Source organism: Ruegeria sp. HKCCA4812 (genome assembly GCF_013034245.1).
In the GTDB taxonomy this organism is placed as follows: Bacteria; Pseudomonadota; Alphaproteobacteria; order Rhodobacterales; family Rhodobacteraceae; genus Ruegeria.
The window spans coordinates 504,235-527,429 of sequence record NZ_WQFQ01000001.1 but is presented as its reverse complement, the minus strand read 5'-3'; the positions used below and the strand labels follow the sequence as shown (position 1 = coordinate 527,429).

Annotated in this window: 21 protein-coding genes; 9 read left to right on the top strand and 12 right to left on the bottom strand. The window is 59.0% G+C overall.

Annotation, left to right across the window (positions count from 1 at the left end; all coding sequences use genetic code 11):
• Positions 1–111: 111 nt before the first annotated feature.
• The gene (locus GOW04_RS02630) at positions 112–1,194 is read right to left on the bottom strand and encodes a TRAP transporter substrate-binding protein (protein WP_117868673.1); all 1,083 of its coding nucleotides are present in this window, start codon (positions 1,192–1,194) and stop codon (positions 112–114) included.
• 245 nt (positions 1,195–1,439) lie between these two features.
• Between GOW04_RS02630 and GOW04_RS02625 the strand changes: the two genes are divergently transcribed.
• Together GOW04_RS02625 and GOW04_RS02620 are read left to right on the top strand one after the other, a co-directional pair.
• Positions 1,440–2,873, top strand: coding sequence for a cache domain-containing protein (locus GOW04_RS02625; protein WP_152458267.1), 1,434 nt, complete (start codon positions 1,440–1,442; stop codon positions 2,871–2,873).
• Positions 2,870–3,517, top strand: a complete 648-nt coding sequence (locus tag GOW04_RS02620) for a response regulator transcription factor (protein WP_171231465.1) — start codon at positions 2,870–2,872, stop codon at positions 3,515–3,517. Before GOW04_RS02625 ends, GOW04_RS02620 begins: the two co-directional genes overlap by 4 nt.
• Positions 3,518–3,612: 95 nt before the next feature.
• On the opposite strand, the gene GOW04_RS02615 is transcribed toward GOW04_RS02620, so the two are convergent.
• The 3 genes from GOW04_RS02615 to GOW04_RS02605 are packed head-to-tail and all read right to left on the bottom strand — an operon-like array spanning position 3,613 to position 5,230.
• Positions 3,613–3,984, bottom strand: coding sequence for a VOC family protein (locus GOW04_RS02615; protein ID WP_171231464.1), 372 nt, complete (start codon positions 3,982–3,984; stop codon positions 3,613–3,615).
• Between the two features lie 47 nt (positions 3,985–4,031).
• Positions 4,032–4,877 carry a 2OG-Fe(II) oxygenase gene (locus GOW04_RS02610; RefSeq protein WP_171231463.1) on the bottom strand — a complete coding sequence of 282 codons (846 nt, stop codon included), beginning with the start codon at positions 4,875–4,877 and terminating at the stop codon, positions 4,032–4,034.
• A complete protein-coding gene (locus tag GOW04_RS02605) occupies positions 4,805–5,230 on the bottom strand; it encodes a hypothetical protein (RefSeq protein ID WP_171231462.1) in 426 nt (141 codons plus the stop codon). The genes GOW04_RS02610 and GOW04_RS02605 overlap by 73 nt, the downstream gene beginning before the upstream one ends.
• Positions 5,231–5,299: 69 nt before the next feature.
• Between GOW04_RS02605 and GOW04_RS02600 the strand changes: the two genes are divergently transcribed.
• The 3 genes from GOW04_RS02600 to GOW04_RS02590 all read left to right on the top strand — a co-directional run bounded on the left by GOW04_RS02600 (position 5,300) and on the right by GOW04_RS02590 (position 8,714).
• Positions 5,300–7,051, top strand: a complete 1,752-nt coding sequence (locus GOW04_RS02600; protein WP_152458271.1) for an acetolactate synthase 3 large subunit — start codon at positions 5,300–5,302, stop codon at positions 7,049–7,051.
• Between the two features lie 69 nt (positions 7,052–7,120).
• Positions 7,121–7,681, top strand: a complete 561-nt coding sequence (gene ilvN, locus GOW04_RS02595) for an acetolactate synthase small subunit (RefSeq protein ID WP_117868667.1) — start codon at positions 7,121–7,123, stop codon at positions 7,679–7,681.
• A gap of 313 nt (positions 7,682–7,994) precedes the next feature.
• Entirely contained in the window at positions 7,995–8,714 is a 720-nt protein-coding gene (locus GOW04_RS02590; RefSeq protein WP_171115460.1) for a helix-turn-helix domain-containing protein, read from the top strand.
• A 9-nt stretch (positions 8,715–8,723) separates the two neighbouring features.
• Here the strand turns inward: GOW04_RS02590 and GOW04_RS02585 are convergent, their stop codons facing one another.
• From GOW04_RS02585 to prfB, 4 genes are all read right to left on the bottom strand, one after another.
• Positions 8,724–9,509 carry a DUF2189 domain-containing protein gene (locus tag GOW04_RS02585; protein WP_171231461.1) on the bottom strand — a complete coding sequence of 262 codons (786 nt, stop codon included), beginning with the start codon at positions 9,507–9,509 and terminating at the stop codon, positions 8,724–8,726.
• Positions 9,510–9,535: 26 nt separating this feature from the next.
• Positions 9,536–10,936 (bottom strand): amidase, encoded by a 1,401-nt coding sequence (locus GOW04_RS02580; RefSeq protein WP_171232025.1) that lies wholly within the window; start codon positions 10,934–10,936, stop codon positions 9,536–9,538.
• A gap of 103 nt (positions 10,937–11,039) precedes the next feature.
• Positions 11,040–11,744: a M50 family metallopeptidase gene (locus tag GOW04_RS02575; RefSeq protein WP_371814344.1), complete on the bottom strand. Its 705-nt coding sequence runs from the start codon at positions 11,742–11,744 to the stop codon at positions 11,040–11,042.
• A gap of 1 nt (position 11,745) precedes the next feature.
• Positions 11,746–12,873: a peptide chain release factor 2 gene (gene prfB, locus GOW04_RS02570; RefSeq protein WP_171228125.1), complete on the bottom strand. Its 1,128-nt coding sequence runs from the start codon at positions 12,871–12,873 to the stop codon at positions 11,746–11,748.
• Positions 12,874–12,950: 77 nt separating this feature from the next.
• On the opposite strand from prfB, the gene GOW04_RS02565 reads away from it, so the two are divergent.
• Positions 12,951–13,778 carry an aminoglycoside phosphotransferase family protein gene (locus tag GOW04_RS02565; RefSeq protein WP_171231460.1) on the top strand — a complete coding sequence of 276 codons (828 nt, stop codon included), beginning with the start codon at positions 12,951–12,953 and terminating at the stop codon, positions 13,776–13,778.
• On the opposite strand, the gene GOW04_RS02560 is transcribed toward GOW04_RS02565, so the two are convergent.
• The 3 genes from GOW04_RS02560 to GOW04_RS02550 all read right to left on the bottom strand — a co-directional run bounded on the left by GOW04_RS02560 (position 13,775) and on the right by GOW04_RS02550 (position 18,809).
• Positions 13,775–16,264, bottom strand: coding sequence for a PBP1A family penicillin-binding protein (locus GOW04_RS02560; protein ID WP_171231459.1), 2,490 nt, complete (start codon positions 16,262–16,264; stop codon positions 13,775–13,777). The two genes, GOW04_RS02565 and GOW04_RS02560, sit on opposite strands and share 4 nt — an antisense overlap.
• A gap of 94 nt (positions 16,265–16,358) precedes the next feature.
• Positions 16,359–17,579: an N-acetylmuramoyl-L-alanine amidase gene (locus tag GOW04_RS02555; RefSeq protein ID WP_171231458.1), complete on the bottom strand. Its 1,221-nt coding sequence runs from the start codon at positions 17,577–17,579 to the stop codon at positions 16,359–16,361.
• Between the two features lie 66 nt (positions 17,580–17,645).
• Positions 17,646–18,809 (bottom strand): pyridoxal phosphate-dependent aminotransferase, encoded by a 1,164-nt coding sequence (locus GOW04_RS02550; RefSeq protein ID WP_171115449.1) that lies wholly within the window; start codon positions 18,807–18,809, stop codon positions 17,646–17,648.
• Between GOW04_RS02550 and GOW04_RS02545 the strand changes: the two genes are divergently transcribed.
• Genes GOW04_RS02545 through GOW04_RS02535 form a run of 3 tightly spaced genes read left to right on the top strand, consistent with a single transcriptional unit; the run spans position 18,808 to position 22,040 of the window.
• Positions 18,808–20,190 (top strand): M48 family metalloprotease, encoded by a 1,383-nt coding sequence (locus tag GOW04_RS02545; RefSeq protein ID WP_171231457.1) that lies wholly within the window; start codon positions 18,808–18,810, stop codon positions 20,188–20,190. The genes GOW04_RS02550 and GOW04_RS02545 overlap by 2 nt on opposite strands.
• Positions 20,187–20,945: a DsbA family protein gene (locus GOW04_RS02540; protein WP_171231456.1), complete on the top strand. Its 759-nt coding sequence runs from the start codon at positions 20,187–20,189 to the stop codon at positions 20,943–20,945. Before GOW04_RS02545 ends, GOW04_RS02540 begins: the two co-directional genes overlap by 4 nt.
• Before the next feature lie 24 nt (positions 20,946–20,969).
• The gene (locus GOW04_RS02535) at positions 20,970–22,040 is read left to right on the top strand and encodes an agmatine deiminase family protein (RefSeq protein ID WP_171231455.1); all 1,071 of its coding nucleotides are present in this window, start codon (positions 20,970–20,972) and stop codon (positions 22,038–22,040) included.
• Between the two features lie 18 nt (positions 22,041–22,058).
• On the opposite strand, the gene ispG is transcribed toward GOW04_RS02535, so the two are convergent.
• Complete coding sequence (ispG, locus tag GOW04_RS02530; RefSeq protein ID WP_171204937.1) at positions 22,059–23,180, bottom strand: flavodoxin-dependent (E)-4-hydroxy-3-methylbut-2-enyl-diphosphate synthase; 1,122 nt, start codon at positions 23,178–23,180, stop codon at positions 22,059–22,061.
• Between the last annotated feature and the right edge of the window lie 15 nt (positions 23,181–23,195).

Below are 23,195 nucleotides of genomic sequence, written 5' to 3'. Positions count from 1 at the left end.
AGGTCGTCTCAGTTGTGCATGGGATTATTGTTGCTTGCCCAAACCCCTTAGCGCAACGGGAAAGGCTCCCCCGCGACGCGGGGGAACCGGTTTTTCTTGGATCAGAATGGCTTAGCCGCGAACACGGTCGCGCTGAGCGGTGTAAACACCCGATGACAGGTTGTTCCAAGCAGACGATGCTGCCATCGACGTCATCGCGCTGTCGTGGATCTTCTTGAACAGCTCATCGCCCATGTTCTCGTCCAGAACTTCCTGGCTGGCCTGACCGAACGCGTCCCAGACACTGTCCGGGAATTCCAGAACCTTGACGCCACCCGCCTGCAGGCGCTGCAGCGCTGCGCCGTTGTTGGCCAGGAACTGGGCCAGGTTCCACTGGTGCGCTTCGGCAGCAGCGATCTCGATGATCTTCTGCTGTGCCGGGGTCAGTTCATTGAACACGTCGCGGTTGGTTGCCAGCGACAGACCTGCGCCCGGCTCGTGGAAGCCCGCAGTGTAGTAGGTCTTGGTGATTTCCTGGAAGCCGGCCTTTTCGTCGGCCCATGGACCGATCCACTCGGTACCGTCGATCGCGCCGGACGACAGCGCCTGATACACTTCCGACCCCGGAATGTTTTGGACCGATGCGCCCAGTTTACCCAGCGCCTTGCCGCCCAGACCCGGCATACGGAACTTCAGACCGTTGAAGTCTTCGGGGCTGTTGATCTCTTTCGAGTACCAGCCACCCGCCTGCGCACCGGTGTTGCCGGCCAGGAAGGACTTCAGGCCAAAGATTTCGCCCAGCTCGTCATGCAGCTCCATACCGCCGTCATGATAGTACCAGTTCACCAGTTCCTGTGCAGTCATGCCGAAAGGAACGGCCGTGAAGAACGCATAACCCGGGTGCTGACCCACAAAGTAATAGTCAGCGGCATGATACATGTCCGCCTGACCCGACGACACCGCGTCAAATACTTCGAAGGCGCCAACCAGTTCGCCTGCCGCCTTGATTTCAACATTCAGGCTGCCATCCGACATGGCGTTGATGCTGTCGGCACAACGCTGCGCGCTGTCAAACACGCCCGCCAGACCACGACCCCACGAGGTCACCATGGTCAGGGTACGCTGGCCCTGAGCATAAGCCGGTGCCGCCAATGCTGTCGCTGCAGCAGCCGAACCGCCCAGCGCGGATTTTTTCAGAAATGAACGACGATCCATATGAGTGTTCCTCCCCTTCATAGTCACGGCCCGGCAGAACCGGACCTGTCGCATTCAGTGCGCGTCAGCCTAATGTGACCGAACTGAAAGGGAATACCTACTACTGCGTAGAGAATCGGATTCTTTGCGATTTCCGGCAAGAAATCAGACCGCAAAGCATGTCTTCCCCGACGATAATCTCTGTATTCCCCGAACAAAGCCCAATCTTTTTGCATTTTCGCCGCCGCTTGCGTATCGATTCGTCCATGCAAAGACTCCGACATCTGGTCTCGCTGACCTATGCGCAGAAATTGTCACTGGTTGCCGCAATCCCGCTCGTCGTGGCCGTGGCGGCAATTGCCGTGCTTGTGGCGTACGAGGCGCGCGCGACCGCCGAGCGTGAGATCGAAGCTCTGGAACGCAGCCTGGTCGAAGCCAAGAAGGAGGAGTTGCGCAACTACGTAACGCAGGCGCGCAACGGGTTCGCCTACATCTATGGCCGGGCCGAGCCTGATGACGAGGTCGCGAAAAACCTAGTGTCCCAAATCCTGTCGGCAATGATCTATGGCCAGGATGGGTTCTTCTTTGTCTACGATTATGACGGCAACAACCTGGTCAGCCCCCGCCAGACGCAGTTCATCAACCGAAACTGGGAAGGGCTGACGGACAGCGACGGCACTCCGATCGTTGACGAGTTCATCCGCCTCGCCCGCCAGGGGGCTGGTTGGCACAGCTTCATGTGGCAAAAGCCCTCGACCGGAGAGGAAGCACAGATGATCGCTTATGTCGTCGGGCTTCAGGACTGGCGCTGGGTCGTGGGAACAGGAGTCTTCATCGACGACATCGTTGCAACGGTCGCCAACGCCAGGGCCGAGGTCGAGGCCCGCGTTCAGCGCACCTTCATGTATATCGGCGCGATCGTTGTGGCGGCGGTGCTCATTGTCTTTGCATCTGGCATGTTGCTGAACATCCGCGAGCGCAGACTTGCAGACGCCAAGCTGAAGGAGCTGACCCAGCGCGTCTTCGATGCCCAGGAAGAGGAACGAGGCCGCGTTGCCCGCGAACTGCATGACGGCATCAGCCAGATTCTGGTCGGTGTACGCTATGCGCTGGACAACGCGCGGCGCCGCCTGTCCCGCGGCGATGACGCGGGCGCACGCGATCCGCTGGACAAAGGGATTGACCATCTTGGCACCGCCATCACCGAGGTCCGCCGCATCAGTCGCGACCTGCGCCCCGGCGTACTGGACGATCTGGGTCTTGGGCCAGCGCTGAAAGCTCTGACCGACGATTTCCGGGACCGCACCGGGATCGAGACGGAATTCTCGACCGTGGTGTTCCGCAACCGGCTGGATCAGGACAGCAAGATTGCCCTGTATCGCATCGCGCAAGAGGCGCTGACCAATATCGAGCGCCACTCTGGCGCCACGCATGTTACGATAGACCTGCGCGGGCACAAGAAAGGTGCAACCATGCGGATCACCGACAATGGCCGGGGCATGCGGACCGATCCCAGCACCCCCAGCACCGGGATCGGGTTGCGCAACATGCAAGAACGCATCGAACAGCTTGACGGGTCCCTGCGCATTCTGTCATCACGCGGACCGCGTGGTGGCACCGTCATCGAAGTCAGCCTGCCGCTGAGCCACCTTCTGCCGCCGCAGGAAGACGCAACACCGAACCGAAAGGCCGGCACATGAGCGCCGAAAGCACCCGAGTTCTTATCGTCGACGACCATCCAATGGTGGCCGAGGGCATCCAGTCCATCCTTGAAAGCTATGATGAGATCCAAGTTGTCGGTACGCTTGGCAGCGGACAGGCGGCAGTGGATCAGGCTGTTGACCTTGCCCCGGATGTGATCCTGATGGATCTGAACATGCCCGGCCTCGGCGGTCTCAGCGCCACGGAAATCATCCTGGAACGATTGCCGGAAACGCGCATCCTGATCCTGTCGATGCATGACAGCCCGGAATATATCTCGACCGCGCTCAGCCACGGTGCCAAAGGTTACGTGCTCAAGGACGTTCCCACTGAAGAGATCAAGCAGGCAATTGATGCGGTGATGCGGGGTGAACAGTATCTGTGCACCGGCGCCAGCGGATCGCTCAAACCCAAGGGCGACAACGTGCGCGAAGCGCTGACCGGACGTGAACAAACCATTCTGCTGGAACTAGCGCAGGGCAAATCCAACAAGGAAGTTGCGCAAACGCTGGATATTTCCGTGCGGACGGTCGAAACGCACCGCAAGAATATAAAGCGCAAACTCGGCATATCTTCAACCGCCGGGCTGACACGCTACGCTTTGGAACATGGCGTGCTGCAAGGGACTGGCGTCGGTTTCTGATCTGCACGCGCCCGCAGCGCGTAGCGCTGCCTGGCCCAACCAGAGGATACGCGCCACAGGCGTGTTGACGATGGGTGGGAGCGGTACCCGCCGGGTCAAAGACCTTCTCCGAAAAAAACCAATGTCCCGTCTTCGTCCAGAACGTGGAATTCACGCTGATTATAGGGCTGATTGAACGGCGGCCTGACACGGCCTTCGGGCAGATCGGCCAATCGGTCGCTCAGGCTGTCATAAAGCCCATCAATGTCTTCAACATCGATATAGAAGGAGTGTTCTTCACCCAATGGCTTGCCGTCATCCCGGGGTGGGCACTCCAAAAGGCGGATCGCAACAGGACCACGTTTCAAAAAGGCATAATTGTCTTGCATGAACCCACAGGTGAACCCAAGGCGATCACAATAGAAGTCGATCTGGTCCTTCAGGGACGAGCACAACACAAATGGTGTAAGCTGCAAAATCTTGGGCATCTGACTCTCCGGACAGGAAACAGATGCATTGTACCGAGGTTGAACACTCAATCCAGCAATTGATCCTTTCGCAGCCCCGCGCGCTTGCAGTGATGCGGCAAAACGCGGCCATACAATTGCTGCGTCCGTTCCACACCGCCACACATCCCTTCAGCCTCGACAAAGGAAAAGATGCCGACATAACGACGGCGCTTGCCTCTGACCGGAGCGACCCGGTGCAGTGAATACCGGCCCTTGAAAATCTGCAAATCCCCCGGCCGCAGCTCCAGCCGGCGAACCTGCCCCATGTTCCCATCGAGAACCGAGGCCACCAGATCAAAGTTTTCATTTTCCGCCGTCCGCAGGTTGGGCACATACTCGAACGCGCCGCCCGTCTCTCCGTTCTGGATGGCCAGCGTCACGGTGTAGTTGTTGGTGTCGAAATGCCAGGGAAAGCCCTGCCCTTCTTCCACGACATTGATGATCACGTCCGCCAATGGGTCATCGTAGCGGAAAAAGCGGTCTTCGAGTTCATTCAGGGCATCGCGGACAAAGGGAAGAAAGCCGTCGAACTCGTAAATGCGCCGCAGCGGGCCGGATTTCGAAAGATTGTCGGCCGGAACAAAGGCGTTCGAACGATCATAGAACCGGCGGATCGGATGAGCGATGCCAAGCCTTGGGTCGTCCTTCGTGAAATAGGCGTTGGTTCTGTTGAAGGACCGGTGCGCCTTGGGCGCTACCCCCTCGGCTTCTTGCACCAGAAGCTTGACCCCTGCTTCGTGCACGAAACCCGGCAGAACGGCACATCCATCCTGCTCCAACTCGCGTCTCAAATCCTCGATCAGCCGATCATAAGCCGGTGAATCCGGACGATCGATTGGATAGCGGCCAAGATCAACCAGGTCCTGCAACATTTCAAGCCTCCGGGTTTTACCCCCTGCACGTTCAGCGTGGCGCAGAAAAAAGTAATGATCATGCCCGTTTCGGACATCGGCCTGACGCTTTCAGACCGCCTTATCCGCACACAAAACGGCCAATTTTCACGTCGAATTCCCGGAAATTCCCGACATGCGGCAATCTGCGCAATAAAATGTCGCAAAATACCGCCGCTGAGATAGAAAATTGGTGCAATTGCCTGTTGACGCCCCTTCCCCCCGACCATAATGTCGCCTCCAAGCAAAAAGGAGCCTCTGGCGATGAGAACGCTAGTCGTAATCGTAGGAACCACGCGCATGGGCCGGTAACGGTAAACCATAATCGAACCCATGCGCCTCCGAAAAATCGGGGGCTTTTTTTTGTCGAACGCAAGACACATGTCGCGAACGGAGCAAAGCAGATGACACGTGAGATGACCGGCGCAAAGATGGTGGTTCAGGCCCTCAAGGATCAGGGCGTGGACACGGTATTCGGATACCCCGGTGGCGCCGTGCTACCGATCTATGATGAGATCTTTCTGCAAAACGACATTCGCCACATTCTGGTGCGTCACGAACAGGGCGCGATCCACGCGGCCGAAGGCTATGCCCGATCGACGGGAAAACCGGGCGTCGCGCTTGTCACGTCAGGCCCCGGTGCCACCAATGCTGTCACCGGTCTGACCGATGCATTGCTGGATTCGATCCCGATCGTTGTTCTGACCGGGCAAGTCCCGACCTTCATGATCGGATCGGATGCGTTTCAGGAGGCCGACACCGTAGGCATCACCCGCCCCTGCACCAAGCATAACTGGCTGGTGAAGGACACGGACTCGCTGGCTGAAACCCTGCACGAGGCATTCCATGTCGCCACCTCGGGCCGCCCCGGCCCGGTGCTGATCGACATCCCGAAGGATGTGCAGTTCGCGTCGGGCGAATATGCCAGCCCGAAACCTTCGACCTCGCATTACCAACCCGCGATGAAAGGAGATCTGGAAGAGATCACCGAACTGGTTGCCGCGATGGAAACCGCAAAGAAACCGATCTTTTATACCGGCGGCGGCGTTATCAATTCCGGCCCCGCGGCCAGCCAGTTGCTGCGTGAACTGGTGGATGCGACCGGCTTTCCGATCACCTCAACCCTGATGGGTCTGGGCGCCTATCCCGCCTCGGGCGAAAATTGGTTGGGAATGCTCGGCATGCACGGCCTTTATGAGGCCAATATGGCGATGCATGATTGCGATCTGATGATCAATATCGGTGCGCGGTTCGATGACCGGATCACCGGGCGTATCGATGCGTTTTCGCCGAACTCGAAAAAAGCGCATATCGACATCGACCCGTCCTCGATCAACAAGGTCATCCGGGTGGACATCCCGATCGTCGGCGATGTGGCGCATGTGCTCGAGGATATTCTGAAGATCTGGAAGTCGCGCGGCCGCAAGACGGACGCCGCGAATGTCAAACAATGGCAGAACCAGATCGCCGAGTGGCGCAAGATCAACTGCCTGGCCTTCACCAACAGCGAAAAGTCGATCAAACCGCAATACGCGCTGCAACGCCTTGAAGAACTGACAAAAAAGCATGATCGCTACATCACCACCGAGGTGGGTCAGCACCAGATGTGGGCGGCGCAGTACCTTGGGTTCGAAGACCCCAACCGCTGGATGACATCGGGTGGTCTGGGCACGATGGGCTATGGGTTCCCCGCCTCGATCGGCGTGCAGATGGCGCATCCGGATGCTCTGGTGATCAATGTCGCCGGCGAGGCCAGCTGGCTGATGAACATGCAGGAAATGGGCACCGCCGTTCAGTACCGCCTGCCGGTGAAACAGTTCATCCTGAACAACGAACGCCTCGGCATGGTCCGTCAGTGGCAGGAGCTGCTGCATGGCGAGCGCTATTCACATTCCTGGTCCGAGGCCCTGCCCGATTTCGTGAAACTGGCTGAGGCCTTTGGCGCCAAAGGTATCCTGTGTTCCGACCCCGCCGATCTGGATGACGCGATCATGGAGATGATCAATTACGACGGTCCGGTGATCTTTGACTGTCTGGTCGAAAAGCACGAGAACTGCTTCCCCATGATCCCGTCGGGCAAGGCCCATAACGAGATGCTGCTGGGTGAGGCCGAGACGCAGGGCGTGATCGACTCCAAAGGTTCGGTTCTGGTTTAACGAAATTCGACGGATTTGGTTGAGTGCCGCGCTGTACCCAACCTGTCAAGGATGATGAAAGGGACGTAAATGTCTGCCCTACATATCAAAAAAGGCTCTACCCGCCATTCGGCCTATAACCTACGGCCCACCTTCTCGGACGTTCAGGAACGCCATACCATCGCGGTTCTGGTCGAAAACGAGCCCGGAGTGCTGGCCCGTGTCATCGGCCTTTTCTCGGGTCGTGGTTACAACATCGAAAGCCTGACGGTGGCCGAGGTTGATCATACCGGCCACCTGAGCCGCATCACCATCGTCACCACCGGCACGCCCCAAGTCATCGAACAGATCAAGGCGCAGCTTGGCAGGATTGTTTCGGTGCGTGATGTGCATGATCTGACGGTCGAGGGCGCCTCGGTCGAGCGTGAACTGGCGATCATCAAGGTTGTCGGCGAAGGCGATAAACGGGTCGAAGCCCTGCGACTGGCCGATATCTTCCGCGCCAATGTTGTCGACAGCACACTCAATTCCTTCATCTTCGAAATCACCGGTGCGCCCGACAAGATCGACGCATTTGCCGACCTGATGCGCCCGCTGGGCCTGATGGAAATCGCGCGTACCGGCGTGGCGGCCCTGCTGCGCGGCGATTGATCGAACTGTCCCGCCTTGGCACTTGTCTTGCAGCCAAGGCGGGAACACTTTTTAGGGTGGCTGGTCCTTTCAAATTCAACTCTTGCGATCTGAATGCGCTATAATTGCAATAAGGTCGGCTTTTCCCGAAAAAGATCAGGCATTTTCAGATAAAGCCTATTGCCTTTACACATGAGGGCGTTAGCCTCGAAGCTGCAACGCGACGTGGGGATACGTTGCTTGGGGTCATTCTGTACGATTTTTACAATGCACCGGGCTTCGGCTTCAGTGCGACGATGGTTTCTTTCAGAAACTAAGCAAGACGTGGGCACCCATGACTGACGATATTCGTAGTCCGGCTGAGATTCGCGCAATGTTTGGTGCGAATCTTCGGCAATTGGCAAAGCGATATCGCTCGATCTCGGCGCTGTGCCGACAACTTGGCGTAAACCGTACCCAGTTCAACAGATATCTTTCCGGTGAAAGCGTACCCAGACCGGATGTGCTGGACCGTATATGCAGGTTTTTCGATGTCGATGCCCGCATTCTTCTGAAACCGCTGGACGAGATCGAGAAGATCGAAGAACACCCCGCAACCCCGGCCCTGACAGAGTTTCTGGGCTCGGGTGCGGATGCGATCGAGAAATCCCCGTTTTCCCCCGGGTTCTACGCGGTGATCGAAAGCCTGTCGGCTGAACACCGGATGACCCTGCTGCACGCCCGCCCCTTGGCCCAATGTACGTTGATCCGTGGTTACGTGTCGCGTGCGGCAATGCCCGAGGCACCCCCGAAGGCGCGGGAAATACAGGGGATAGCGGCCGCAAGCGGTGACACTGTCTATATGCTCACCTCCCAGCGGGAAGGTCACAACAGCCGGGTCTATCTGATCTCTCCGGACCCCACGGGAACGGCAGTTCATTGGCGTGGGTCGGTCATCAGCCCGACAAATGCGACAACGCCCGAACCCGTTGTGCTAAAATACCTTGGGCACGACTCGACGGCCATTTTTGCTGCTGCGCGATTGTCGACGAACAATGTGGCTCAGAACCTGTAACCTACCGTCTCAGGTTGGTGTTTCCTCTTCATCATTCTGCGTGATCTGCCGGTACAGATGCCAACTGGCATGTCCCAGCAAAGGCAGTACCACCAGCAGCCCCAGAAACCAGGGCACCATCGCCAGAAATGTCAGCACCGCGATGAAGGCACCCCAGGCCAGCATCACCGGAAAGTTCTCTGACACGTAAGTAAAACTGGTGATCATGGCCGTTACGAAATCGAGCTCGCGGTCCAGCAGCAGAGGGATCGACAGAACGGTGATCATGTACAGAACGGTTGCAAAAACCGCCCCGACGGCCGTGCCAACGGCCAGCATTGTCAGGCCATTCAATGTCAGAAACACCTCAAGCGAGGTCGACACGTTGGTCATCGTCGCCAACCCCATGAACAGGGCAAAAATCATGTGACCCAGAAAAAACCAGAAAAGAAACACGACAACTATGATCGCGCAGATCGAGGGCAATTGTCGGCGGCTTTGCTGCATCACGACCCCGAAGATCGCGCCAAAGTCGAGCGGCTCGCCTTGTTCCAGCCTGTGCGACACCTCGTACAGACCAACAGCGGCAAACGGGCCGATCAGCGGAAACCCGATGGCCGCCAGCACCAGCCAAAAGGTTGTTCCGGTCTGAATTGTCACCCATGCCATCGCCCACCCGGACAGTACGTAAAACCCCGCAAAAATAAGGCCGAACAGCGGTGCGCGGCGAAAGTCGGCCCCGGCGCGCTGCAATGCAGTCCGCAGCATAGCAGTATCGACCGGTCGCATATCCGGAACACCAAAGGGTTTGTCCATGTTGTCTTCCTCCTCCCTGACCGGCGTTATTGCATCGCCGGCCTCTTGTTCGGCCAATTGGTTTCGGCGTGGTAAGCCGCACCGACTGACAATAGTTTCCGATCCGATCCTCTGGGCCCGAACAATTGAAACCCCATCGGCAGCCCCTGCGTGCCAAACCCCGCGGGCGCAGCAAGACATGGCAGGCCGATCAGGCTGACCGGTATCGTGACATGCATCCATCGGTGATAGGTATCCATGGCCCGGCCCGCTATCTCTGTCGGGTAAGGCAAATCAACCGAAAACGGCCAGACCTGAGCAGACGGCAGAACCAACGCGTCAAACTGTTCGAACAGGTTCGCCGCGCAACGGAACCATTCCGAGCGGATGACACTGGCGTGGTGCACCTCCATTGCATTCATTGCCAAACCCCGATCCAGTTCCCATTGTGCCGAGTCTTTCAAATCTTCCTTTTGCGACGCCAAGGGTTCCAGCCCGGCGGCCACGCTGAACGACCGCAGGGTGATCCAGCTGGTCCAGAGTTTTTCGGCATCGAAAGGCGGGGCGACGTCCTCAACCCGCGCGCCACGTGTTTCGAACACGTCCATCGCGTCTTTACAGATGTCAAGAATACCGGGCTCGGTCGGAAAAGCGCCGCCCCAGTCGCCAAGCCACCCGATCCGCAGCCCTTGCAGATCTGTGGCGGTCACCGGCGACACCGGCGCACTTTCAACGGCCAGCGGCAAGCGCGGGTCCGGACCCGAGATGACATCAAGCAGAACACCCAGATCTACGGGGCAGCGCGCCATGGGGCCCAGTGTCGACAACTGGTGCAAAAAGCTGTCCCCTACGGGATCGGAAGGCACCCTGCCCCAGCTTGGCCGAAAGCCATAAACGTTGTTCCAGGCGGCAGGGTTGCGCAAGCTGCCCATCATGTCCGAGCCATCGGCCAGCGCAACCATGCCCGTCGCCAAAGCAACCGCCGCCCCGCCGGATGAGCCACCGCAGGTACGATTGGCATCATAAGGGTTGCGCGTTGCCCCATAGACCGGATTGAACGTGTGCGATCCCAGCCCAAATTCCGGCGTATTGGTTTTGCCGATCAGGATGGCACCGGCTTGCCGCATCCGGGCGGCGATCAGATCGTCGCTGGCTGGCACGTGGTCTTGAAAAACAGGTGATCCTTGCGACGAGGCGACACCCGCCACATTCACAAGATCCTTGACTGCGATTGGAAGACCGTGCAGCGGGCCGGTGATCGGGCCGTCGTCACAGGCCTTCGCCTCAGCCATCAAACCATCTGAATCCCTCAGCGCCACGATGGCATTCACCTCACCATTGACCTTGGCGATGCGATCCAGCGTGGCCTGCATCACGTCCGAGGCTGAAACCTGCCGGTTGGCCAACTGTTTCAAAAGGTGTGTTGCCGATATCCGGGTCAGGTCCATGACACGCCAATCCATTGTCGTTTCCGGCAGCCTAGCGGGCAGCTCGGATCATTTAAACCCACTGTTTAGATGTATCTTTTCAGCGTCGTCGCAGACGGCAATGTCAGCGCGCTGATCTGCGAAAATGCAGGTTGCTGTCAGCCCCAAGCCAGTAGCGCAGGCAAAGAACGATCACGATGCAGCTGAGCACCAGCCAGATCCCGCCCCACAACATGGCAGAGCCACCGAATTCCTCGGCCAGCATGAATGCATCCGAGCGCGCGCCAGACCGTCGGATCGTGTCATCGAAGATGTCGAAAGGGACATAGATCATACTGGTCAATCCGATCACACGCAGCACCAGATCGCTTGCATCGGGACGCAGATACCACGCCGCAGCAATCATCGCAGCCCCGGTTCCGATGCTGAAAACAAGGGCGAACGGGTCGCGGATATACAGCACCGCCACCAGACACATGACGCCGCCAAAACCCGCCAGAACGGCGCGGTCGGCCCTTGTTCGCAAGGCAAGGATCAAAAGGGCCATGCCAAGCGCCAGTGAACCAAGATACCCGGCAGACAGGCTGAGAAAGCGATTGCCGCCCCGGCCGACGACAACGCCGCCCTGTTGTGATGAGATCGAAAAGCTCTCGACCGAGCCACCCGTCATCAGGATCGTCACCGCGTGAGACAACTCATGCAGAAAGACGACCAGTATCTTCAGTGGCACCGCAACCGGTGTATTCCAAAGCAGAAACACCAGGGCCGTGATGAGGATAAGCTGCCAATGCCCTTTCAGAACGTTCAGGAAAGGGCTGTTACGCTTCACCTCAGCTGTCGCCCTGGGCCTCGGAGCGGCTCTTGCCCGCCACGTTCAGGGCCAGTGTGGCCGCCATGAAGCCGTCCAGATCGCCGTCCAGAACACCCTTGGTATCCGAGGTCTCGTAATTGGTCCGCAGGTCTTTGACCATCTGGTAGGGCTGCAAAACATATGACCGGATCTGGTTGCCCCAGCCCGCATCCCCCTTGGCCTCGTGTGCCGCGTTGATGTCAGCGTTCCGGCGGTCCAGCTCCAGTTGATACAAGCGCGATTTCAGAGCCTTCATGGCGATATCGCGGTTCTGGTGCTGCGACTTTTCGGACGAGGTCACGACAATCCCGGTCGGAATGTGCGTGATCCGTACGGCCGAGTCCGTGGTGTTCACGTGCTGACCACCGGCACCCGATGACCGGTAGGTGTCAATGCGGATATCGGCGGGGTTCACCTCGATCTCGATATTGTCGTCGACCACCGGATAAACCCAGACCGAACAGAACGAGGTGTGCCGCTTGGCCGCCGAGTCAAAAGGCGAAATCCGCACCAGCCGGTGTACGCCGCTTTCGGATTTCAGCCAGCCGTAGGCGTTGTGGCCGGAAATCTTGTACGCAGCGGATTTGATCCCTGCCTCTTCACCCGGGGTTTCGGACTGAAGCTCGACCGTATAGCCTTTTTTCTCGGCCCAGCGCACATACATCCGCGCCAGCATCGAGGCCCAGTCGCAGCTTTCGGTTCCGCCCGCGCCCGAGTTGATCTCGAGGAAGGTGTCGTTGCTGTCGGCCTCACCGTCAAGCAGGGCCTCAAGCTCTTTCTTCGCGGCCTTGGCCTGAAGCGCCTTGATCGCGGCTTCGGCGTCCTGGACAACTTCTTCGTCTTCTTCCAGTTCGCCCAGCTCAATCAGTTCGATATTGTCGCTCAGATCTGTTTTGATGGCCTCGTAGGTCTCGATCGCGTCGACCAGCATCTGCCGATCGCGCATCAGTTTCTGCGCCTTTTCGGGATTGTCCCACAGGTTGGGATCTTCGACACGCGCATTGAATTCCTCAAGGCGATGCGGCGCGGTCTCATAGTCCATGCGCTGCGCCAGCAGCTCCAGCGACTTTTCGATTTCCGCCACAGTGTTCTGGGTTTCGGCGCGCATGGTCTTGTCCCAACTTGCTCAATCAGGCCTGCGTGATAGCAAGAGGTGCGAGACACCACAAGACGGGCTGAGCGTGAATGCAAGACACATTCCAAGAGTTTCTGGACCGATGGGAATTGCATCAGCCGGAACTGGTTGCCGAGACAGCCCAGGCGCGGGTGTGGAAGGTACAGTCGGAACACGGGCCGGCCGCCCTGAAACTCTATCGCGAACCGGATCGCGGCAACGAAGGACCCGGTACCGCGCTGTTGAAAACCTGGCATGACCGGGGCGCGGTTCGGGTTCTCAACGAGGAACGGAATGCCGTTCTGATGGAATGGCTGGAAGGCCCGTCTTTGGGGGACATTGCGCGGGCAGGACGCCCTGAAGACGCTGTTGCGATCCTTGCAGAAACGGCGGTGCGCCTGCATGGGAAGGCCACCGCTGACGTCGGTGGCTTGAAACCCCTGAACCAGGTGTTCGCCCCTTTGTTCGGCTGCACCTTTGCTCCGGCCTGCCCAACCCTTCTGCGCAAGGACATGCTGTCCGCCACAAATCTGGGTCAGCACCTGTTGATCAGCCAGCCCACGCCGGTGCCCCTGCACGGGGATCTTCACCCGGACAACATTATTCTGACCCACAATGGCCCGCGGGTTTTCGATGCCAAAGGATATGCAGGAGATCCGGCCTTTGAACTGGCAAATGCACTGCGGCACCCAAAAGGCATGACCGAATTGGTGCGCGATCCCCGGCAGATCGAAACCTGCCTGTCGCTATATTCCGAAGCCATGAATATTTCAAAGAAACGGCTGACCCAATGGGCAGCCGTCAAATGCGCCTTGTCCATCTGCTGGCGATCCGACGGTGCCATCGAAAACGACCCGGAAGCCGATCTTTTGCGCCTTTTTCTGGACGCGGCCGATTAGTAAAGACCGCCGGTACTCAGATCGCCTTGCGTGGCCTTGGGGCCGACCGTGATGGTTTGACCGGTGGAGGTTTGAACCTGCACGCCTGCGCGCTGCGCTTCCTCGAACAAGGGCAGGTCGGAACCAATCGCAAAACCACCGTCGTAAACACGGTCGATGAACCCATCGACACCGTCGCGGAAGAACTCGGCTACGACATAGTCGCCAGTGGCGTCATCCGGCAAGCGGGCCCCGCTGAAACGGTCGATTTTGATGAAGTGGCCACCTTCTGGAACCTTGAATGGCCCACCGCCATACTTTTCGACGGCTTTTTCCATGAAGCTCTGGAACACCGGGCCGCACAAGGTACCACCATAAGCCCCCCGGCCCATCGGGCGCGGGCGGTCATATCCGATATAGCAGCCAGCCACGATGTTCGAGGTGAAGCCGATGAACCACGCATCCTTGGATTCGTTGGTGGTTCCGGTCTTGCCGGCAGTCGGCACCGGCAGGTTCACATAGCGCGAGGCGGTGCCGCGATCCACCACGCCTTTCATCATGGACGTCAGCTGATAAGCCGTGATGGCATCCATTACCTGCGCGCGGTCCGTAACAAGGGTCGGGGCCTCGTCGGGCTCGAGCCAGGTCGAGTTGCAATTCAGGCATTGGCGATCATCATGACGATAGATGGTCTTGCCGAACCGGTCCTGAATACGGTCGACCAGAGTGGGTTCAACCCGCTGACCCCCGTTCGCGAACATCGCATAAGCCGCGACCATCTTGTACAGCGTCGTTTCTTCGGACCCCAGCGAGTTTGCAAGAAACGCGCCCATCCGGTCATAGACGCCAAAGCGTTCAGCGTAGCCTGCAACCACCGGCATCGTGACCTCTTGCGCCAGACGGATGGTCATCAGGTTCCGCGACTGCTCGATCCCGGTGCGCAAGGGCGTCGGCCCGTAGAACTTGTTTGACGAGTTCTTGGGCCGCCACAAGCCCTGTGGCGTGTTCACCTCGATCGGTGCGTCCACAACGATGGTTGCCGGGCTGTATCCGCTGTCCAGCGCGGCGGCATAGACAAAGGGTTTGAAGCTGGACCCCGGCTGGCGCTGTGCCTGCGTGGCGCGGTTGAAAACGGTATCCTGATAAGAAAACCCGCCCTGCATCGCCAGAACGCGGCCCGAGTTCACATCCATCGCCACAAAAGCGCCCTGAACTTCGGGCACCTGACGGGCAGACCACTGCCCCTCTTCGCCCTCGACAACAAGGATCACATCACCGCGTTTGAAGTTCGTCGCAAAATCACCCTGCATCCACTTGATATCGGACCGCGGAATAGTGCCATCCGCAGGGCCGTCTTCGATCCCGACGGTAAGTTGCTGATCCGAGACATTCAGAACCACGGCGGGATACCAGCGGGTCGGCAGCACCACATCGCGCGGGATTTCCAGAAGCGACAGTGCCTCGCGCCACTGTGCCTCATCCGCAAGTTTTTCTTCCGGAATCACTTCGCCGGTGCCGCGCCATTTCCCGCGCGACCGGTCATATTTTTGCAACGCCGTGCGCAGGGCCTTTGCGGCCTCGACCTGCATTTCTTCGTCCACCGACGCACGAACCGTGAAGCCGCCGGTAAAGAACTCACCTTCACCAAAGTCCTCGCTCAGTTGGCGACGGATTTCGTCGGTGAAGTAGTCACGCGGCGGCAATGCGGTGCGGAAGCTTTCGAAATCGCCGTTCTGAACCGAGCGCAGCGGCATCTCGACCTCGGACTCATAGGTCGCCTGATCGATGTAACCGTTCTGGTACATCTCACGCAGCACATAGTTTCGGCGGGCCAGCAGGCGTTCCTTTTCCCGAACCGGGTGGTAATCCGACGGCGCCTTGGGCATCGCGGCCAGCATCGCGGCTTCGTGCGGGGCAAGTTCCTGCAAGGTCTTGTTGAAATAGGTCTGTGCGGCGGCCGTCACACCGTACGAGTTCTGACCCAGAAAGATCTCGTTCAGGTACAGCTCAAGGATCTGCTCCTTGTCCAGGGTATCCTCGAGCCGGGTGGCGAGGATGATTTCCTTGATCTTGCGTTCTGCCCGGCGGTCGCCCGACAACAGGAAGTTCTTCATCACCTGCTGCGTAATGGTCGACGCACCCCGCACGGTTCCGCCTTTGGTGCGCACCGCTTCGACACCTGCCGCGACAATGCCGCGTGGGTCGTACCCCTGATGGGTATAGAAATTCTTGTCTTCCGCCGAAATAAACGCCTGCTTCACCAGATCGGGAATTTCCGCGGACGGCGTGAACAGGCGGCGTTCCTGCGCGAATTCGTCGATCAACTGGCCTTCGCCCGAATAGATCCGGCTGATCGTCGGGGGTTTGTACTGGGCCAGGGATTCGTGGCTGGGCAGGTCCCGGCCATACATCCAGAACACCGCACCGATCACCAGTGCGACCATGAAAATACCCAAGGTAACGATACTGAAGATCGCCCCGAAAAACGAAAGAATGAACCGGATCACGTTACTGCCTTTTTCTCGCGGTGGTGCCTATATAGTGTTGCACCGCCCAAGGGTCAAAACACCAAGCGTATTCTAGCCGTTTTGCGTCGCAAGGTCACTGGCCAATCAGGGATTTGCGGATCTCATCCTGCTGACGCCAGTCTTCGATCCCCTGAAAGATACCCAAGGCCATTTTCGCCCGCCATTCCGAATCCCTGAGGTTTTCTCGATCTCTGGGGCTCGACAGAAATCCAAGTTCGACCAAAACAGACGGAATATCGGCCGCCTTGAGAACCGAGAACGAAGCGGTCCGCAGCGGTTTACGGTTCATCGGCCCGCCTTGCTGGGCCATCCCGTTGGCAATCGCGCTGGCCAAGGAACTGGTCCGCGGCATCGTTTCCTGGCGCGCCAGATCAAGTAGAACATCTGCCACCTGATCATCGGCGCCGTTCAGATCGATACCCGAGATCAAATCCCCACGATCATGCCGCTCGGCCAGTTTTGAACTCGCCACATCCGAAGCATCGGCCGACAGGGTATAGACGGCAGCCCCATGGGCCTGACCTTCCGAAAGGGAATCCGCATGCAGCGAAATGAACAGATCCGCGCCAGCCCGATGCGCCAGGGCAATCCGGCGCTCCAACGAGACGAACTGGTCGTCAACCCGGGTCAGGACCACCTCATAACCTCCTGATCGCAAGAGAACTTCGCGCAGTTCGCGGGCAAAGGTCAGCATCAGGGTTTTTTCATCAACGCCGTCGATTTCGGCACCCGGATCAATCCCGCCATGCCCCGGATCGAGCATCACGCGCAACGGTCTGTCTGCCGAGCGCGCCGATGCCTGCGGCACATCAGCCGGTTCCGGCAGGTCCCATCCCGGGTTGCGCGGCGCACCTGCAGTTGCGTTGAACGTATCAAAATCCGTGCCCTTGAGGTTGAGAGTCAGCAGAGCCGCCCCCGAAACCTCGGCAACTGACAATACGGCAGTGTCTACGGCCATCGGAGCGCCCAGTTCCAACACCAGCCGCGACCAACCCGGAACATAGGCTCCGAATTGTACGCCGCTGACGCGTTCGGATTGCAGGAAATCCGTTCGGTTCAGCCCGGTCCAATCCACTTCGTTGAAGTCCAGAACCATCCGGTACGGATCCTGCAAGGTGAAGATCCGGTACGGCACCCCCTGGCTCAGGCCGATATCCACGCGAACGCCGGTTCGTCCCACATCCGTGATGCGGCTTTGGTCGGGCTGAACGCGTGCCAGCGCACTGAAATCCTGCGCGACGGCACTGCCGCACAGCGCCCAGAACAGGGCAATGCAAATGAAGATCCTGCTCATGGCCTCAAGTTTTCCCGAGATCGTTTGCCAGGCAGCCTATACCACAAGGGCTGATTTGTGAACGGCTCAGGCAGGTTCCCCGATCACCTTCCGCTGGGTCATGAAAACGCGCAACCGTTCCAGCCCGTCCTGAATGTCGGCCGTCGAGCGCGCATAGGAAAAACGCAACGTCGTATGGCCGCGTTGCGGATCGAAATCCAGACCCGGCGTGACCGCGACGCCGGCCTTTTCCAGAATCTCGGCCGCAAATGCGCGGCTGTCATCGGTCAGGTCAGACACGTCGGCATATACATAGAAAGCCCCGTCCGGAGGCGCGATTTTCGTAAAGCCCGCCTTGGGCAACCCGTCCAGCATCAGGGCGCGGTTTCGGCGGTACACGTCCAGATTGGCTTGCAGTTCGTCCTCGCAATCCATCGCGGCCAGTGCGGCAACCTGACTGGCATGCGGCGCGCAGATGAACATGTTCTGGGCTATCCGCTCGACCACGCGCACCTGATCCTCGGGCACGACCATCCAGCCCACGCGCCAACCGGTCATCGAGAAATACTTGGAAAACGAGTTGATCACATAGCACTCATCCGTCAGTTCCAGCGCGGTCACGGCCTTGGCCTCGTATTCCAGACCATGATAGATTTCGTCGCTGATGAAGGATGCCCCCTGCCCGTGTGCGGCTTCGATCAGCGACCCCATGGCGGCGTGATCCAGCATCGTGCCGGTAGGATTCGCCGGAGACGCCACCATCAGCCCCTTCAGGCCCATTCCCTGAATATCCGCTGCCACGGGTTGCAGACGGTTTTCAGGCGCGGTCGGCAGATCGACCGGCACCAATCCAAGTGCCCTGAGAATCTGGCGATAAGACGGATACCCCGGCGCACCGATTCCGACGCGATCCCCGCTGTCGAACAATGCCGTGAAAGCCAGCAGAAACCCGCCGGACGATCCGGGCGTGATGACCACGCGCCCCGGGTTCAGGTCCACATCGTACCATTCACCATAAAGCTGCGCGACACGCTTTCGCAGCGCAGGCAAACCCAGAGACACCGTATATCCCAACGGGCTTTGATCCATCGCTTTCGCCAGCGCCTCGGTCGCGCCCTTGGGGGCGCCGGTTCCGGGCTGGCCAACTTCCATGTGAATCACATGGCGGCCCGCTTCTTCCGCACGGCGCGCAGCTTCCATCACGTCCATCACGATGAAGGGATCGACCCCGGACCGGGTTGAGTTTCTCATGCCCATCTCCCATGTTGCAGCCATGGCTTTTGAACGCGTATCCCTGCTGACGTCAATCCCGGCTCTGATCCTGTCGTTTGGTGTCTGGCTGGTGGCGGCAACGCAATCCCATGGGCAAAGCCTGATCCGCGACCCCGATATCGAGCGTGGCCTGCGCGAGCTGGCCTTTCCGGTTCTGCGTGCCGCCGGTCTGAACACCAATCGGGTTCAAATCCTTGTGGTCAATGACAACACGTTCAATGCATTCGTCATCGACTACAACGCCATCTATTTGAATTACGGGCTGATCCTTACGGTCGAAAACCCCGAAATGCTGCAAGCAGTGATCGCGCATGAGGCCGCGCATATCGCGAACGGCCATCTGGCCCGGCGCGCCGAAAACCTGAAGGCGGCGCGGCGCAATGCAGGCCTTGGTACCGCTTTGGCCCTTCTTGCGGCTGTGGCCGGAGGGGGTGAAGCCGCCATTGGCATCGCCGCAGGCACCCAAGGCGCCGCAATCCGCAGCTTTCTGGGCCATACCCGCGCCGAAGAGGCCTCGGCCGACCGAAGCGCCGCAAGCTATCTGCGATGGGCTCAGATTTCCCCCAGCGGCATGGTGGAGCTGCACAGAAAATTTGCGGGTCAGGAATTGCTGAGCGTCGCCAATCAGGACCCGTACATGCGGTCGCATCCCACCAGTCGTGAACGATTGCGCGCCGCCGAAGCGTTTCTGGATGAGTTCGGCGACAAAGCCGTTCCGAATGCCAATGCCGATTACTGGTTTGCCCGCGTCAAAGGCAAACTGTCGGCCTTTTTACGCTCACCCAGTTGGACATTACGGCGCGCCAAAGAAGAAGCCGCCCAGGACATCCGCCTGATGCGCGAGGCTTCGGCCCATCATCAGAACCGTGATTTGGATCGCGCGCGCCGTGCCATCGACGCGGCACTGGCGCTGCGCCCGAACGACCCCTACTATTATGACCTGAAAGGGCAAATTCTGCTGGAAAACAGGCAAGTAGGCGCGGCTGTTGAAGCGTATGGGAACGCTGTTGAAATGGCTCCGAACGATGCGCTTATCCTGGCTGGATACGGGCGGGCGTTGCTGGCGCAGGGTCAAACCAAACAGGCCCTGAGCGTGCTGGAAAAAGCCCGCGCCCGGGACTACCGGAACGCTAGGCTGTTGCAGGATCTGGGTGTGGCCTATGCTCGGGTTGGCAATGATGGTATGGCATCCACCGTGACGGCAGAGCGGTATGCGCTGCAAGGGCGGTTGAAAGATGCCGGAATTCACGCGAAACGCGCCGTGGCACGACTGCCCGAAGGTTCACCGGGTTGGCAAAGGGCACAAGACGTGTTGATTGCGGCGGAACGACTCGACAAAGACAAAAGGAAACGGAAATGATCCTCAGACATGCTGCACCCGCCCTTCTGGGGCTTTCCATGGCGACGACCTCGGCGCAGGCGCTGGACTTGAACGCGATGAACGATGCCGAGAAGGCGGAATTTGGTGCCCAAGTGCGCGAATACCTGCTGGAAAACCCCGAAGTGATCATCGAAGCCATCAACATTCTGGAAGAGCGCAATGCCGTCGCCGAAGCCGCGGCGGACAAAGAACTGGTCGCCGCCAATGCGGATGAACTGTTTGATGACGGGTACAGCTGGGTTGGCGGCAACCCGGATGGCGACATCACGCTGGTCGAGTTCATGGACTACCGGTGTGGCTATTGCCGCCGTGCCGTTCCCGAAGTTACCAGCCTGCTGGCAGAAGACGGCAACATCCGCCTTGTAATCAAGGAATTCCCCATCTTGGGTGATGCGTCTGTGCTGTCCTCACGTTTTGCCGTGGCCACCAAACACGTGGCGGGCGACGACGCATACAAGCAGGTCCATGATGCCCTGCTGGAATTCACCGGCGAGCCAACCGAAGTTGCCCTGCGCCGCATCTCGGACGGTTTGGGGCTGAACAGCGACGAGATCATCGCGGCGATGGACAGCGATCGCGTTACGGATGAGATTGCGCGCACCCGTGCTCTGGCCCAGCGGATGCAGATCTCGGGCACGCCTTCGTTCGTGTTGGGCACAGAGATGCTGCGTGGCTATTTGCCAGCCGATCAGATGCAGCAGATCGTTAACGGTATACGTGCCGAACGCGGCTAAGGCCGGATCTGTCGGCGACGTGCCATGAAGCGGCGGGAATTTCTGGTGGCCGGAGGAGCGTTGGGTATGACGTGTTTCTCTGGCCAGTCTATTGCGCAGTCCGCGACAGGCTTCCACGTGCCGGCCGAAGACGCCCGGCATGAACGCACTTTCATGCAATGGCCGGTCAGCCGCACCGTATATCGCGATCCCGTTTTTCTGGAAATGGTACAGGGGAGTATTGCGGAAATCGCAAACACGATCTCTGCTTTTGAACCCGTCACAATGCTCGCCGGATCGGAACATCACGCAGACATCAGCAAACGGCTTTCTGCGGCGGTCGAGATCTGGGATGTCCCGACCGAAGATCTGTGGTGCCGGGACGCAGGCCCGGTCTTTGCGATCAATACCCGTGGCGCGCTTGCGGTCCAACAGATCCAGTTCAATGGGTGGGGAAGAAAACAGGTTCACGCACATGATGCGAAAATTGCCGGCAGAGTGGCCGAAAGGCTGGGTCTGCCCCTGTTGCCGACCGGGCTGATCGGCGAAGCCGGTGGCGTCGAGCAGGATGGGCATGGGACGCTAATGGCGCATGAAAGCTCTTGGGTGAATGACAACCGCAATCCCGGCCTCACTCGGGACGAGATCGAAGCCCGGTTGTTGGCGGCCTATGGGGCCAAACGCATGATCTGGTCCGAAGGAGTCTGGGGCGAAGATATCACCGACTATCACATTGACAGTCTGGCCCGCTTTACCGGCCCCGGTCGCGGCATCATCAACTTGCCGGATGAACCGGACAAAGATGATCCTTTCCACATGGCCGCGCTGGACACCCATGATCGTCTCATTGCCGCGGGCATCAACATGGACGCGATACCCGAGCCGCATTTCCGCCGTGTCGAAGACCCGGATTTCGTGGCCTCTTATGCCAATTACTACGTCTGCAATGGCGGTGTGATTGCGGCCCGGTTCGGAGACTCGGAAACAGACAGGATCGCGTCGGAAACGCTTGCAAGGCACCACCCTGGGCGTGAAGTCGTGACGCTTGACGTGGATGTGCTGGGAGAGCTTGGCGGCGGCATCCATTGCGCTACACAACAGATGCCCGGTTTTTAAATGTCGCGAAGAAACATGCTATTCAGCCGCTTCAGCCGCCGCATCCAGTTCAGCCGCCTTTTTCTCGACCTCTTCCACGATGTGATCGATCATCTGGTCGTTCGACATCTTGTGGCTGGCTTTGCCGGCCAGATAGACCATGCCGGACCCTGCCCCGCCGCCGGTGAAACCAACATCGGTCATGAGCGCTTCACCCGGCCCGTTGACCACGCAGCCGATGATCGACAGGGACATCGGCGTCTTGATGTGTTCAAGGCGATGTTCCAGCGCCTCGACGGTTTTGATGACATCAAAACCCTGTCGCGCGCAGGATGGGCACGAGATGATATTGACGCCCCGATGACGCAGGCCAAGGGATTTGAGGATTTCAAACCCGACCTTGACCTCTTCCACCGGATCAGCAGACAGGCTGACGCGGATCGTGTCGCCGATCCCCATCCAAAGCAGGTTGCCCAACCCGATGGCCGATTTGATCGTGCCGCTGACCAGCCCTCCGGCCTCGGTAATGCCCAGATGGATGGGGGCATCCGTCGCCTCGGCAATGCCCTGATAGGCCGCGGCCGACAGGAACACGTCGCTGGCCTTTACGCTGATCTTGAACTCGTGAAAATCATTGTCCTGAAGGATGCGGATATGTTCCAGCCCGCTTTCGACCATCGCCTCGGGGCACGGCTCGCCATACTTCTCAAGCAGGTGCTTTTCCAGGCTGCCCGCGTTCACGCCGATGCGGATCGAGCAGTTGTGGTCGCGCGCCGCCTGGATGACTTCTTTTACCCGGGTTTCGTCGCCGATATTGCCGGGGTTGATGCGCAGACAGGCAGCGCCCGCTTCGGCGGCCTCGATCCCGCGCCGATAGTGGAAATGAATGTCCGCCACGATGGGCACCGGGCTTTCCCGAACGATCTGTTTCAGCGCCTTGGATGACGCTTCGTCAGGAACCGAGACGCGAACGATGTCAGCGCCGGCCTCAGCCGCCGCCTGTACCTGCGCCACGGTCGCCGCCACATCGGTGGTCAGCGTGTTGGTCATGGTTTGAACGGCAATGGGTGCATCGCCACCAACGGGGACGTTGCCGACCATGATTTGACGGGATTTACGACGATAGATGTCGCGCCATGGGCGCACGTGATTGAGGGACATAAGGACGGATCCGCG